Below are 13198 nucleotides of genomic sequence, written 5' to 3'. Positions count from 1 at the left end.
TTTTTTTCTCTTGTTGTGTCAGCTTCAAATTCAACATACAACTCAGGAAACTGTTTCTCAAAAGATTTTACTACCTTTGTAGTTTTACTAAATACATATTTTCTTACTTCACCATAAGGAATCCATATTTCTCTAATTTCAATCTGATCGTAAAGAGATGAAATAACTGTATCTCTCTGTTCAGGAGGAAGTTTTCTTGTTGTACGTCTCTCCTTCATTTTATTGTGATAAATTTTATAAAGTTCTGTCATAATCCAATCTTTCTGACTATTTTTCAATTGTGAAAAACGTTTATTTGTTTGAAGTAACTTTCCATTTACCTTTATATGATTTTTCATTAGGATCCTTCCTTCAAAATAATGCAATGTCAAATAGTGATAAACGCATAATTATCACACCAACAATCTCTTTTATTATAATATTCTTATATAACAATTGCAGCTGTTACTTTAACAACTAATCCATCATTAAGTTCTTCTTCGTTTTGTATTTGATTTAATTAACCACATTAGAAATCTTATAATGGTTAAAGTAACGATAGCTTGTAACGCATTATTTCCTAAATTGAGTGAGTTTGATAAAGCGTAATCAAATATAACTAACAGAATAAAAAGTGCAATTGCCAAAGAAATAAAAATCGTTATTTCACGCTTGACTTGGATTCCACTTTTTGTTTTGTTAAAGCAACAGATAGCAAAAATATTATCTAATTGTAGTTACATATTTCTATAAGAGTTCTCTTCTTTCCTTTTTCTAAATTTCACTTTCAATTTTTCCACTCTGTTTATTTTCCTAAATGTTATATAGAAAAAACACAGATCATATAATACTCAAGGACATAATCAGGTTTATGCGTCTTATCTATAATTCCCATAAAATCCAATCCTTCCTTTGTATGCACCAGTTAATTGAACAAATTACATTACATATTTATTTTTTAATAATCACTCCAATTATGGTACCTAACCATATTCCAAGGAAACCACTGAACGTAACAAATCCTAATCCCACACCTTCCCAACCACCAACAGCTCCTATGCTGTAAATTACGATTCCGACACAAATTAAACTCAATACAATGGAAGTTAAAAATAGAGCTTTTCTAGAAATCTTACGAGATATAAAAAAGATGATAATAGCAAAAACAATCCCAATGAGCAATATCGGTGTCCATCCTTCTAACATTAAAGCATCCATTCTGTTCCCCCCTTTACATATTCTTATTACACAATCTGGCCCGATTGCGAAATAGTCAAATCAAGGTACTTATGCTAACGCACCAGTTAGTTGAACAAGATAAGGCTGCTCATTCAAAAACTGATTATAATTATTATCGCCACCAACTACAAAGTTATTTTTACAAACTCTCTAAACTTCTCTTCTTCTTCAATAAAGGGGTTATGATTGGATTCTTCAAAAATTACTAATTGTGTACGTGGAATAATTTCTGCTATTTCAATACCAAATTCAACAGGACATTGAGCATCATATCTACCTGCAAATATATAAGTTGGTATGTTATGTTGTATATTCATTAATTGGTTTCGAAGGTCAAAATTTTTCACTTCTACTTTTCTAAAATAATCAAGATTTTCTCCGACTGTTCGACCACTATTGGAGCGTTTAATCGCCTCTTTTAATTTGTCCTCTGAGTAATAAGACATTAACGCCCATTCATATCCTAATTTTTGACGTTCTTCTTGATCTGTACTAGGATTGTTCAACAACTCCATAATCTCAATAATTCGTTGAAAATGCTTGTTTTCTGAACAATAGATACTATTCTTATGTCCAGCGTATGCTTTACTAGCCGCCGTACAACCCGCAATTAATTTTGTTAACGATTGCGGTGAATCAATTGCATATTGTAGTGCCAACATACCTCCTGTTGAATGACCAGCAAATGCCCATTTTTCAACCTCAAGTGCTTTTCGAATAGCTTCTAAATCTTTTACAACTTCTTTCATACTAAGTTGACTTTTATTTTTAGCTTTTACAGACTGACCTGCACCCCGTGTATTAATTAAATAAACCTTATAGTGTTCGGTAAAGGGATTTGCAAATAAATTCCCACGTCATATATAAATGTGTAATTGCCAATGGTTCTCCTTTACCAGCAGTGAAATATTCGAAGCTCCCTCTTTCTGTTTCTATAAATCTTTTTTCCCACATAAAATTCATTCCCCATCCCTTGCTTAGAATATAACATTACTTTCCATCTAGGTTTACAATATCTGACGTAATATCGCCTTTATATCTGTAATCATAAGGAATCTATTCATTATTAAGTCACCAAAATCCTTCTACACAACAACTCTTTCTTATGCTACTATCCTGCCCTCATAAGTACAACAAGAAAAAAGCTACCGTTCTTTTCTTCAACTCTTGCACCCGTTTGTTGAATAAGGATGCCTGCTAATAATTTTTCAATTTTAGAGAATACATTCCTCAACCAAAAAGAATAAAAATACTATTAACAACATTGCGTAGTTATAAAAAATAGTTCTTTGTCGATCAACTATCGTTACGATGGATTGCAGTCAGCGGACTAAATTAGATGAATGATAAATATAATTTAAAGCACACTAAAGAGAAGATATATAAGAGATGGGTGTACCAATAACAACTAGAGGTGATCTTGCCATGGCTGAGAAAAAGGTCATGCAGAAATGGACATGGGAGCGTGTCCAAAAAGCTGTTGGAAAAAATTTACCGCAATGGAAAATTAATCAAGAGAAACCAGGATTAATTGACAGTAATTTGAAAATAAAACTCCTATGTCCAAAAGGTCATAAGAATGATAAAGAAGCAAGAAAAGTTGAATTAGGAAAAAAATTTTAGGTTGCAGAAAATGTATATTAGAAAATCAAGCTAAAATAACTTATTTACGTTTTATTGAGGCTCTTGAAAAGAAAGGATGGAAAATGGATTCTCAATTTGAGGATATACTTAAAGGTGAAAATGTACCCTCACACACTCCCCTCAAAGTAATCTGTCCGAATGGAAAACCTCAACTTAAAGATTTAGGAAATTTCAATAATGGTAAAGGCTGTGGTTGTTCAATTTGTCGTCCCATTAAACCAACTCTGAAATCAATGAAAGGATTTAAGCAAAATAGAATAAAAGGCATTGATGAAGCCCGTAATCGTTTTAGAGAAATGGGGTTTGAATTACTTTCAACAGAATGGAATAAAATTGAACGAACAATAAATGGAAAACAAGTTCTACAAAAATATAACGTTCGTTGTCTACTCTGTCAATCTGAAGAACTGACTTCAGCTGCGGGCATTCTTAGAAATCTTCACGCATGCCCAGTTTGTTCTGGAGCTAAAGGATCTCTTAAAACATTTACCCAATGGACTAAGGACAACCGTCCAGAGTTTGAGATTCCTCAAGACCAAATATATTATGGCAATCGTTCAACAGTAAGAATTTTATGTTTGAGGCACAATGAATTTTTTGATGTTTTTCCTGGTAATTTTAAAAGAGGATACAATAGTTGCCCAGCCTGTAAGTTTGAACAAAACGCTGAAAATACCCGAAATCTCCAAAAACAATTTGACACCTATGGTACAAATAATCCAAAATGGAATGGATTTGCCCCTCTCCGTAATTATTTAAGAACACAGCTTGAAGACTGGAAACAACGTTCAATGAAAGAATATGGTTATAAATGTTTTGTAACAGGGAAAGCCTTTGGTGAGATCCACCATGCTTATGGTTTCAATGAAATTATACTTGAAACAATGGAATATACTGGGCTTCCTATTTATGAAACAGTTGAAAAATATTCTCTTGAAGAGCTTGAATTTATTCGGTCTACTTTCTTGAAACTTCATGATTTTTATGGCCTAGGATTTCCATTGTCTATAGAAATCCACGATGAGTTTCATTCGATGTATGGGTATGGAAGAAACACAAATGAGCAGTTCATCGAGTTTCTTACAGTAAAAGGTCATGAGGAACTCGCAAGGAAGGTCAAAGAATCTGTCATTAAAAGAATAGAAATAATAAAAATAAAATACCCAGAGTTCTCAAAATTAGCTTGAGGATTCTGGGTATTTCCTATTGGACAGTATAAATTAAAAATCTAATATAAAAATAAGCCTTAACAGCGAACTTTCAAATCCAAACTGTTACGGCATAGCTTTTTTAGGGAGTGTAAACTAAACTGTGTAAGTAAGAGATCGTACGGCTCTTACTTCGCAGTTTAGTTTACACTCCCTAGATATAGCAAATCCAATGACCATACCCGTCCCAAATGTAAATAGAAAAGGTAAAGCCTGTTTTCTATGTTTAGTTGTTAAAATACTTAATGAATATATTAGTCGTTCATATATTCCTAAAATCATCGCAACTGTACTGCCACTAACACCCGGAACGGTTTCGGTAATTCCGACCGCCATGCCTCGAAATATAATACCCAACATTCTTTTCAACACCTTAATGATTTTAATTTATTTATAATAAACTTATTATCACTATTATAATTTAAATAACACTAACCCGTTATTAAATTCATCAAAAAGGGGCTCTCCTTCTTTGAAAAAAGCACACGTTACTTAAAAATTAAGTATTACCTTTCTTATCATTTTCTAAGTCATCAACTCTTCTTTCAAGATTAAAATTTGTTTCTTTAAATCATCTGTTCGACTCTTAATTCTATGTTCAATCCCTCTATCAATCGCAATTATAGCTATAATAAATACAATAAATACAATAATTCCCGCCACATACATAAAAATTATCTCCATCAAATACCTTCCTTTTATATCCTTTATCTATTAAACTTAATTGTCCCATTGTATAAATTCGACAAAAAAGGTGCTTCTCTCTTCTCCCAGGATAGCACCCTATAGTTAAACCTAATTGGTAATACCTTATACTTACTTCTTACTAAATACAAAGTGATCTTTAGGACTCCAAACGTGCATATCATCACAAATGTACCCACGTAGCCATAACACATCATTAATTCTTCTAAGGTAAAAGCCCTTCGGAAAATCATCTTCTTTAGTTAATATCTCTGATGCTATTGTAATGGAGCCAGATGGAGCTTTATTTTGTTATGAGGGATTCCCCGAATAACCTTCAGGCTGATCCAGATACTCTAGTCTTAGGTGAGGTCCCAGCTCGAGCGGACACAATTCCAAACCACGTTCACTTGCCCTTTTAAAAATCTGAGGCATAGTAGATCCATTAGGAAAGCCAAGGTCCTCAACGGTATTTCAACCGTATTCAAGCTGTACTTTATCTCAGAAGTAGTAAATTTATCATTAGCTAAGAGCTTTTCTCCCAACTCGTTTATAAAAATAGATTGTTGCTGCATTTTCTGAATAAGCTGGGATTTGGTAAGACCACCACCCTCGACCGTTCTAGTGATAGTCAGGCAATTGGGGTATATTTTCCTGTTTTTGATATTCATTCGTATTCGCTCCTTTTATGTATAAATGGCGAAAGTCTTATTCCACTCTTGCACCAGATAGTTGAAAACTGATTTAATAATGTATTCCCTTATTAGAAAACACATTTATTTCATATTTTGCTAAGTCATCTTTAGATAAATTATCTTCTAGGTACTTCTCAACTTTTGGTATATCATTTTTATCATAAACGTCTACGAAAATTGCAGGTTCTCTTTCATTAGATTCCCCGAATCCACCAACTTGGGTACTTTGCACTTTATATTTATCCCATACAGAATCAACAACTCCATCTAGACTGTATGGCTCTTTTTGTGCAAACCCAATAAACGTAAAAGCAGCAGTAGCAGCACACATTAATACTAATATTCCTAACTTCCTTTTTATACTCATTTTTCTAACCCTCCGTTACTTTAAGTACACCATTTCACAATATCCAATTTGTTCAAATTCAATAATCCAAAAACAGAAGTCCTACCATATTAGTTTTACAATCGTTGAAATTATGAAATATGATATAATTCCTATTAAAAATATTATTATTCCCTTTGTTAATGTACTTTTCATCTTAACTACTCCCTCCCATATAGCCTGCGTAGTTAATGAATTCTTATTGAATCAACGCACCAGATAGCTTAACAAGATATCCTTATTTAAAAACCTTTTTATAAAAAATGAGGGTTGCACTATCGTTTAATTTCTTGCTAACTCCTGTTTTTTTATAGCCCATTTTTTCATATAAATAACAATTTCGTTCATCCTCTAGTATTGTGGCTAATTCCCACGTGATTGCTTGAGGGAAAGTTTCTTCTATTTCCGTTATAGCTTTCTGAGCTATTCCTTTTCCTTGGTAAGAAGGTAGAATAAACATTGGGCTTATCCAAAACCGTACTTCTTCTTTCCAGAAAATGCAGATAGCACCTATAAGTTTGTTTTCAGCTAGTATCTTATAAAAACCACCCTCAGGGTTATTTATTCTCGTTATCACTCTTTCAATAGTTTCATTCGCAGGATTGGTTTCAAAATCCTTATACCTATCTAGCATTGGCATAAAAGCCTTAACTTGAATATCAAAAATAAATTATGCATCATTATTTGTTGCTTTTTCTAACTTAACTTCCATTATCCCACCCACTTAATCAATTTATATTTTTTACACTATTCTACAAAATCCTAAAAACTCCTTCCTCAACTATACTGTTACTTAAAAAAAGACCGCCACTGTGACGAATTCATTGTTGCCTTAATGCACCAGTTAAATGAACTAAAACGGTAGGCTTTGAAAAAGCGAAATGGTTATAACTAATACCGATAAAGATCCTGCAGACAGTAAGGTTATCATTTTTCGCCAATTTATCTCTTTTGAAGGTTTTACAGCCTCTTGGGAAACCGCAATCCATATCACAATAGAAACTATGGCTACTATTGCAATAACATCTTTAGACATATTTAATACCCCCTTGATTTATATCTTGTTTAAATTTTAACACGTATTATTCCGTTAAATGCCCTTAGTATAATCTCTTTATCCAAATAATAACATAATAGCTATTATTTAATTGTAATTTTCTGAAATTAGTTACAAAAGAAAGAGACCATCGTTTGATGATCTACTTGTTCACCCTTTGTACCAGTTATTGCAATAACTCTCTATCAATTAGGGAGCATTTTCCGTATAATTCTAATCTGTCCACGATGATTGATTTCATCTTCAAAGGTATGAAACCATATAAAATAATTATTAGATAAATGGCTATCCCATATAGCTTCTTCATATAACCATTCATCTTTTCTATTTCTGAACTCTTCTAAAGATCTATTCCGTACCTTTTCTAATTTCTCAATATAATACTCTAACGATTTGCCTTTAATCTGATTTCTGCCTAAATCACCGAGTTGATAGGCTGCTCCCCATTCTTTTGATTCTTGTTGATTGGGCTTTCTCTTATCAAATAGCTCAGTTTGAAATCCAAATTCAACAGCTGCAATATGTAATAATAAGGCACCTATCGAATTGCCGTCCTTATTTGGTAAATAATCCAACTGTTCAACAGTTAGTCCTCTGACCGCTTCTATTGTTGTAGATCTGGCATAATTCATCATAGAAATCAACTTTCCTATTTGTGATGGATATCCTTGAATTTCTTCTATTTTTAATATTTTATTTTCTAATTGACTAAATCCATTCATTTTCTAAGCCCCCTAAGCATACATATACTATTCCACTAACCTGCCCAATATTGTATAAATTCGACAAAAAAGGTGCTTTTCCTTCTTTTAGGATTGCACCCTTTAGTTGAAGAACATTCATCAAAACCAACACTATGCCAAAAATCAGAGAACTTACTATAATCCATAATGTTTGTAAATACATAAAAGATATCGTTACACTATCGCCCTTTATGTTACCTATATTTTTAGCAACTTTTAAATTGAATGGAACAAAATAGAAGGAAAAAAGAAATCCTCCTGATAGTGAAATGCATAAATATATAATTACAAAATTAGAGGTTAAATCTGCCACTAAACTTCCGATTAAAAAAAATGGAACTCCAGCCCATATAAAGAAAGTTACAGCTAATAATACCAATGCCATAACAACCAACATAAAGTTCCTTTTAAAAACATCTAAATAATTATGAAGATATAAGTTCAATGTTATCACTTCCTGTTTCTTAAAGAATTGCACCATATAGTTTAAGTGTAATTATTCACATTCATTAATCATTGCATTTTTCAAAGTCTTGCTTTAACAATGCATACATAAGTAAATCATCAAACTTTACGCAAGTAAATTCATAATTTCTTAAGAGTCCTTCTTTTATGAATCCCTTTCTTTCAACCAACTTTTGTGATGGAATATTAGGGGGTTCAATTAATGCTTGTATCCGTTGTAGATTCAATTGTTCAAATCCATATTTAATTACTGCTTCAAACGCCTCACTTGCAATGCCTTTCCCCCAGTATTCTTTACTTAACTCAAAGCCAACTTCAGAACGGTAATGCTGTGAAACTATGTTTAGAAAACCACAACTTCCAATAACCCTTCCTTGCCCTTTTAGGGTAATTCCCCATCTAATTCCAGTTTTCTTTTCAAATATGGATTGATACCAAGAAATTTCATCCAATGCGTCATCAGTTGATTTAAAAGGTTCTAATCCGTAGTGCTTCATTACATCTTTATCAGACAAATACTCTAAAATGCTTTCTGCATCATTTTTTGTTACCTGTCTTAAAATTAATCTATCGGTTTCAATCTCAGGAAATAAATTTATATCTATCATAATTATCCTCCTAATTCCATCAATTTTTAATGTGCCCATACTTATATTTGATAATTGGTAAAACTAAGTTCAACTAACCAGTTAGCTCAAGAATTTAAATTTATAATAGCATTTTTCTATAAGTATAGATTAAAAAAAAATCGTGTATATCACGATCTCTTACTTAACTATTGCACCCGATAGTGAAACAGTAGAACTAACTTAATCTCCTTGACTTGATAACAATAAAAGATGGTCTTCTTTCTTCATTTACTAACTTAGGCATTTTATCTAATCCAGATGGAATTGACTGTGGTTCAATAACCTTCTCTATTGAAAATCCATTATCTATAAGCGTATTCATTAAGGTTGAAATTGTTCTATGATATATAACCACACCATCAACATACCAATTATGTTCCCGTTTTCCTTCTTCTTGATAACTGTCTAAAGCCCAATGTAATTTATTCCCATTCTCATCCTTCACCCAATTGTTAACCTCATTTCGAGCAGTTGCAATAGGATGTTCAGTTGAAAATATAAATTCTCCATTTTTATTCAATAAACTTCTGATTTTTACAATTAGTTTTGAGTAATCTTCTATATAGTGTATTGCCAAAGAGCTTATAATTAAGTCGAACTTTTGATTATGTAATTCTAATTCTTCTATTGGTGTACATATATACTCAATTTTCTCGTGGCTGTTTTCTATTTTGGCTCGATCAATCATATTTCTTGAGATATCTACACCCGTAACCTTTGATGCACCTTTATCAATACAATACCTTGCAAAATGACCAGTCCCACATCCTAAATCTAATATAGATTTCTTTGTGAGAGTTGAAATTGCAGATTTTATCGCTGGTTGTTCAATAAAATCATTATAGGTTACTCCACTTTCACGTAAAGAAATATATTCTTTAAAAAAAACAGGATTTTCATAAATGTTTTGCTTCAATTGTCTCCCCCCAGATTTTTTTATTTTGCAAATATCACTGCTACAAATCATTTATATATTACCCTTTGCTCTTTCACTACCTGCCCCGATAGCACTGTCCTTGTTTAACAATCGCACCATTTAGTTGAAGAACAAATACCAATATCTCTAATTTCTATGAAATCTAAAATTCTATATAAAAAGGGTGTTTGCTATTATCAAGACAGTATTCAATTCTTTCTCTGAAATTTCCTACCGTAACCATTTTCAAGGATTGTTCAATAGGAAAAAAACCTACTTCCAAACTTTCTGATGAGGTTGTTAATTTGCCACCAATAGGTTTAGCTAAGAAGAGTGTATTGCAAATTGATTTCTTTACATTTTGAAATATTCCACAAAACTTTAAAATTTCTACATCTATGCCGGTTTCTTCTTTGGTTTCCCTAATTGCACCATCTTTCAATGATTCTCCTAATTCAACTATTCCACCTGGCATTTCCCAACCCCTCATAGGACCTTTGATTAACAGAATTTCCTTTTTATCATTAATTACATTAGTTGCAGCTGAAACAAAATGTTTTGGTGGTGTGTATGTATGTGTTGTACTTTGTCCCAAAAAAATTCCCCTCTCTTTTATTTAATTCGTTATTACTGCAGCACTAACCTCTCCTTATACTTCAATAAAGAGGGTGCGAATTCCTTCTTGAAGAAACGCACCAGTTAATTAAATAAGAATGTATTAAAAAAGCGTTCCATTAGCTCAATTTCGTTATTTAGTAATCGTGAAAGAAATAATAATTGAGGGAATGGCTGTAAGATTAAATTCGTATTTATCTCTGATTTTAGAATAGAAACCCCATCCATCTTTTGATAATCACTTAAAGATATTTTCTTTTGACAGATATGTTGTACTTTCTCAGGGGAAAGTAACAATAATCCTTTTGATTCAGAAGATGGTGTTGGTAGAGTTAATGTATTTGATAGATACATTACCGTATAAGAAGATTCCTCATTGCCTTTAATTAGAATTGGAGCGATGGGTTCTTCTATCTTAACTCTAGTAGGTTCCTCGTTCCACTCACTAAGATAAAATGTTGTATTCGGATTAAAAGTATTAATTTCTACCCGAGCTTCTTCATAAACTTCACGTTTTGCTGTATTCAACGCTGTTTCATTACCTTCTCTATGCCCTCCTAACCTGACCACTCCAAGTTTGTCACCTTCTTTGGTTGGACCAACTTGAAATACAAATAAACCTTTATATAAAACATAAGCACCAGAAGTTCGTATTTCACTTGGAACTAACATCATATACCTCCTTGATCTCCATTTAACTCATCTGCCCTATTTTATAGATTCAACAAAAAAGGGTGCTTCACCTTCTTTGAGGATTGCACCCTTGCCTTGAGAAGAACATGGCAATATATGATTACAATTCATAACACCATATTTAAAACTTTATCAACCCATTCATAATCATCTTGCACTCCCAATGTATCAGAAAGAGAATGATGAACTTTCTTAAACTCGGAAACAATGCCCTTCATCACATTAAGAATTTCCACTGCATCTCTTCCACATTCCCAACTTTCAAGCAGTGATTTCTGCCAATCCTCCAACTCACTTCTATCACCTTCGTATTTAGCCCAATCACCAAATGTATTTGGCTGAACTCCAGAATTCATATACCAAGCAGTTGACATGGATAGTCGCAATTTGTCAATACAATTTAAAGCATAATAATACTCTTTTCTCATCATTCTTCTATACGCTTCATGTAAATACGCAAAAAATTTTGTTCTCCAAATTTCAAATTCTTCTACTGATGGTTTGTAAGAAATAGCCATGGATCGTATTAGTGTGTCAGCCATCATTCCATCCGTATCCTTTATAATCTTTATCTTTTTTAACCATGTAGATGGTTGAATATTAGCCGGAGTGTAATAAAAGATATCCACTTTAACAAAGCAATTATAGTGAGCAACAGTATAAATGGAGGACGGATGTAAGTCTTCAAAATAAAGAACTTCTCCCCAGTTCTTTGCACGTTCATTTTTATTTGAAATATATTCCTTTATTTTGTCAGGTTCAACAACCACCCTTAGATCAATATCTGAAAAAACATCCGTATTTCCATTACCGATAGAACCACCATAAAAAAATGCCAGAACCTGATCATCAGCTAATAAATCACGTTGAATTGAATCTAATAGTTTTTTACGGTTATTCGGCAATACCGAGTCTCTTTCCTTATGTTTACTTACTAATCCCACACATTAAGAACACTCTCCCTATTAAAGTATTTACATTTATTATTCGATAAGGATTCATTATATCCTTCTTTCGCTAAACTGCCATATAGTTCAATAAGGAAAAGCTGCCTGTTCAGCCAGCAGGATCTTCAAGTAACGCACCATACAGTGGAATAAGGGACGAGCTTCTATTAGCTGGTTAAATGAACAAAGGTAGTGTTAATAAAAAATCAATTGTTTTTGCTCAAAGGTAATATAGGCTCTTCTTCAATATATCTTGAATAGGTCAAACCTTCATTACTTACATCTGTACACTTCTCATCAATACAAGTAAATATATATGTTTCCTTCTCCGTTTGAACTTGAATCTCGTAATGATGAATAGAAGATGGATTACTTACATTAAATCGACTAACACCTTGTTCAATAGCATAAACCGTTTCTCTTGCAGCAATCTCTTGATATTCCTCATTATCAATTACCATTTTTGTCATTTCAGCTAAGATATCTCTGTCCTCTGAATCGGGGGTGTAGGTACTTTTTATAAGACTGGAAACTCCAAAAAAAATATTTAATATCAAGCTAAAGGAAAGGATAATAACAAGAACAATTAACAACTTGGACTCCTTTCTCATTGCTACACCTCACTTTAGTAGTAAAAATAATAATGATTTGCTTATTGATAGTTTACATATGAAATAAGACGACCATATTACTAATCGTCTTGCTTCACAATCGCACCCACTAGGTATCAATATCACTAACAATCGGAAGTAATCGATATTCCCAATTTGTTCTGCACTCATATAATTTATAATATCCTTCTTCTACATCCTTTGACATATTCCCACACTGCTGTGGAGCATTATTAAATACATCTTGCACTTCATTTTCTAAGGGTTTATAGTGAGTTAGATCTGGTATAACTTCAATCCAGCCTTGATCAGCATTTTTATCATATCTTGATTGCAAATCATAAATAATAACGCCCTGGGCCAGAACATGCTTTACAACCCTAATATGACTTTCATTGTTCGCCCCAGCTACTGCCACAAAGTCTTCGAGTATATCTACATTTTCCAGCAGATTATCATTTTTTAATATTACGTCTGTTTCATTTGGAATATACTCCTCTTCTTGATTCGTATACGTATTTTCTTCATTTGCGAGCATGGCGTTGGCGAGTTTAATCACGTCATCTTTCGTGAAGTCGTGTTCACTAAACAAACGTGCACTATAGAGTAGGCCACTGTCTTTTTCTTGGTCAATCCAAGTAATCCAAATAGAGTTGGTGGAATTGGTTACCTCATTCTCACGAAAATA

17 protein-coding genes and 3 pseudogenes are annotated in these 13198 nt (G+C 32.7%); 2 read left to right on the top strand and 18 right to left on the bottom strand.

Annotated elements, in window-relative coordinates:
* The 3 genes and pseudogenes from MN204_RS20030 to MN204_RS20020 all read right to left on the bottom strand — a co-directional run.
* A partial coding sequence (locus tag MN204_RS20030; RefSeq protein ID WP_249872849.1) for a transposase occupies positions 1 to 338 on the bottom strand: 338 nt, incomplete at its 3' end.
* Positions 339 to 930: 592 nt separating this feature from the next.
* Positions 931 to 1197, bottom strand: a complete 267-nt coding sequence (locus MN204_RS20025; protein WP_249872848.1) for a YesK family protein — start codon at positions 1195 to 1197, stop codon at positions 931 to 933.
* 146 nt (positions 1198 to 1343) lie between these two features.
* A pseudogene (locus MN204_RS20020) lies at positions 1344 to 2172 on the bottom strand (alpha/beta fold hydrolase).
* 471 nt (positions 2173 to 2643) lie between these two features.
* Between MN204_RS20020 and MN204_RS20015 the strand changes: the two are divergent.
* Together MN204_RS20015 and MN204_RS20010 are read left to right on the top strand one after the other, a co-directional pair.
* Positions 2644 to 2841 carry a hypothetical protein gene (locus MN204_RS20015; RefSeq protein ID WP_249872847.1) on the top strand — a complete coding sequence of 66 codons (198 nt, stop codon included), beginning with the start codon at positions 2644 to 2646 and terminating at the stop codon, positions 2839 to 2841.
* Positions 2842 to 2924: 83 nt separating this feature from the next.
* A complete protein-coding gene (locus MN204_RS20010; protein WP_249872846.1) occupies positions 2925 to 4049 on the top strand; it encodes a hypothetical protein in 1125 nt (374 codons plus the stop codon).
* A gap of 117 nt (positions 4050 to 4166) precedes the next feature.
* On the opposite strand, the gene MN204_RS20005 is transcribed toward MN204_RS20010, so the two are convergent.
* From MN204_RS20005 to MN204_RS19935, 15 genes and pseudogenes are all read right to left on the bottom strand, one after another.
* Complete coding sequence (locus MN204_RS20005) at positions 4167 to 4406, bottom strand: undecaprenyl phosphate translocase family protein (RefSeq protein ID WP_306798816.1); 240 nt, start codon at positions 4404 to 4406, stop codon at positions 4167 to 4169.
* Between the two features lie 189 nt (positions 4407 to 4595).
* Complete coding sequence (locus MN204_RS20000; RefSeq protein WP_249872845.1) at positions 4596 to 4754, bottom strand: hypothetical protein; 159 nt, start codon at positions 4752 to 4754, stop codon at positions 4596 to 4598.
* A gap of 132 nt (positions 4755 to 4886) precedes the next feature.
* A pseudogene (locus MN204_RS19995) lies at positions 4887 to 5425 on the bottom strand (helicase).
* Positions 5426 to 5498: 73 nt separating this feature from the next.
* Entirely contained in the window at positions 5499 to 5816 is a 318-nt protein-coding gene (locus MN204_RS19990) for a YolC/YozM family protein (RefSeq protein WP_249872844.1), read from the bottom strand.
* 256 nt (positions 5817 to 6072) lie between these two features.
* On the bottom strand, positions 6073 to 6501 hold the full coding sequence (locus MN204_RS19985; protein ID WP_249872851.1) for a GNAT family N-acetyltransferase: 429 nt from the start codon (positions 6499 to 6501) through the stop codon (positions 6073 to 6075).
* A 186-nt stretch (positions 6502 to 6687) separates the two neighbouring features.
* Positions 6688 to 6870, bottom strand: a complete 183-nt coding sequence (locus tag MN204_RS19980) for a hypothetical protein (protein WP_249872843.1) — start codon at positions 6868 to 6870, stop codon at positions 6688 to 6690.
* A gap of 206 nt (positions 6871 to 7076) precedes the next feature.
* The gene (locus MN204_RS19975) at positions 7077 to 7613 is read right to left on the bottom strand and encodes a DinB family protein (RefSeq protein ID WP_249872842.1); all 537 of its coding nucleotides are present in this window, start codon (positions 7611 to 7613) and stop codon (positions 7077 to 7079) included.
* The gene (locus MN204_RS19970) at positions 7600 to 8079 is read right to left on the bottom strand and encodes a hypothetical protein (RefSeq protein WP_249872841.1); all 480 of its coding nucleotides are present in this window, start codon (positions 8077 to 8079) and stop codon (positions 7600 to 7602) included. Before MN204_RS19970 ends, MN204_RS19975 begins: the two co-directional genes overlap by 14 nt.
* Before the next feature lie 64 nt (positions 8080 to 8143).
* Positions 8144 to 8707, bottom strand: coding sequence for a GNAT family N-acetyltransferase (locus tag MN204_RS19965; RefSeq protein ID WP_306798814.1), 564 nt, complete (start codon positions 8705 to 8707; stop codon positions 8144 to 8146).
* A gap of 196 nt (positions 8708 to 8903) precedes the next feature.
* Positions 8904 to 9644, bottom strand: coding sequence for a class I SAM-dependent methyltransferase (locus MN204_RS19960; protein WP_249872840.1), 741 nt, complete (start codon positions 9642 to 9644; stop codon positions 8904 to 8906).
* 163 nt (positions 9645 to 9807) lie between these two features.
* The gene (locus MN204_RS19955) at positions 9808 to 10239 is read right to left on the bottom strand and encodes an NUDIX hydrolase (RefSeq protein WP_249872839.1); all 432 of its coding nucleotides are present in this window, start codon (positions 10237 to 10239) and stop codon (positions 9808 to 9810) included.
* Between the two features lie 104 nt (positions 10240 to 10343).
* Positions 10344 to 10934: an NUDIX hydrolase gene (locus MN204_RS19950; RefSeq protein ID WP_249872838.1), complete on the bottom strand. Its 591-nt coding sequence runs from the start codon at positions 10932 to 10934 to the stop codon at positions 10344 to 10346.
* A gap of 125 nt (positions 10935 to 11059) precedes the next feature.
* Positions 11060 to 11896, bottom strand: a complete 837-nt coding sequence (locus MN204_RS19945) for an aminoglycoside 6-adenylyltransferase (protein WP_249872837.1) — start codon at positions 11894 to 11896, stop codon at positions 11060 to 11062.
* Positions 11897 to 12105: 209 nt separating this feature from the next.
* On the bottom strand, positions 12106 to 12510 hold the full coding sequence (locus MN204_RS19940) for a hypothetical protein (protein ID WP_249872836.1): 405 nt from the start codon (positions 12508 to 12510) through the stop codon (positions 12106 to 12108).
* A gap of 109 nt (positions 12511 to 12619) precedes the next feature.
* Positions 12620 to 13198 (bottom strand): annotated as a pseudogene (locus MN204_RS19935) (hypothetical protein); the annotation flags it as partial.

Origin of the sequence: Oceanobacillus saliphilus (assembly GCF_023522835.1) — a bacterium.
GTDB classification, from domain to species: domain Bacteria; phylum Bacillota; class Bacilli; order Bacillales; family Amphibacillaceae; genus Oceanobacillus; species Oceanobacillus saliphilus.
Note: the sequence above shows the minus strand (reverse complement) of the source record. Positions and strands in the feature narration are given on the sequence as shown.

Excerpts from the sequence above, each read along its gene's own strand:
- MN204_RS20025 (WP_249872848.1), bottom strand. The coding sequence starts at position 1,197 with ATGGATGCTTTAATGTTAGAAGGATGGACACCGATATTGCTCATTGGG.
- MN204_RS20015 (WP_249872847.1), top strand. The coding sequence starts at position 2,644 with ATGGCTGAGAAAAAGGTCATGCAGAAATGGACATGGGAGCGTGTCCAA.
- MN204_RS20010 (WP_249872846.1), top strand. The coding sequence starts at position 2,925 with ATGGATTCTCAATTTGAGGATATACTTAAAGGTGAAAATGTACCCTCA.
- MN204_RS20005 (WP_306798816.1), bottom strand. The coding sequence starts at position 4,406 with ATGGCGGTCGGAATTACCGAAACCGTTCCGGGTGTTAGTGGCAGTACA.
- MN204_RS20000 (WP_249872845.1), bottom strand. The coding sequence starts at position 4,754 with ATGGAGATAATTTTTATGTATGTGGCGGGAATTATTGTATTTATTGTA.
- MN204_RS19990 (WP_249872844.1), bottom strand. The coding sequence starts at position 5,816 with ATGAGTATAAAAAGGAAGTTAGGAATATTAGTATTAATGTGTGCTGCT.
- MN204_RS19980 (WP_249872843.1), bottom strand. The coding sequence starts at position 6,870 with ATGTCTAAAGATGTTATTGCAATAGTAGCCATAGTTTCTATTGTGATA.
- MN204_RS19975 (WP_249872842.1), bottom strand. The coding sequence starts at position 7,613 with ATGAATGGATTTAGTCAATTAGAAAATAAAATATTAAAAATAGAAGAA.
- MN204_RS19965 (WP_306798814.1), bottom strand. The coding sequence starts at position 8,707 with ATGATAGATATAAATTTATTTCCTGAGATTGAAACCGATAGATTAATT.
- MN204_RS19950 (WP_249872838.1), bottom strand. The coding sequence starts at position 10,934 with ATGATGTTAGTTCCAAGTGAAATACGAACTTCTGGTGCTTATGTTTTA.
- MN204_RS19940 (WP_249872836.1), bottom strand. The coding sequence starts at position 12,510 with ATGAGAAAGGAGTCCAAGTTGTTAATTGTTCTTGTTATTATCCTTTCC.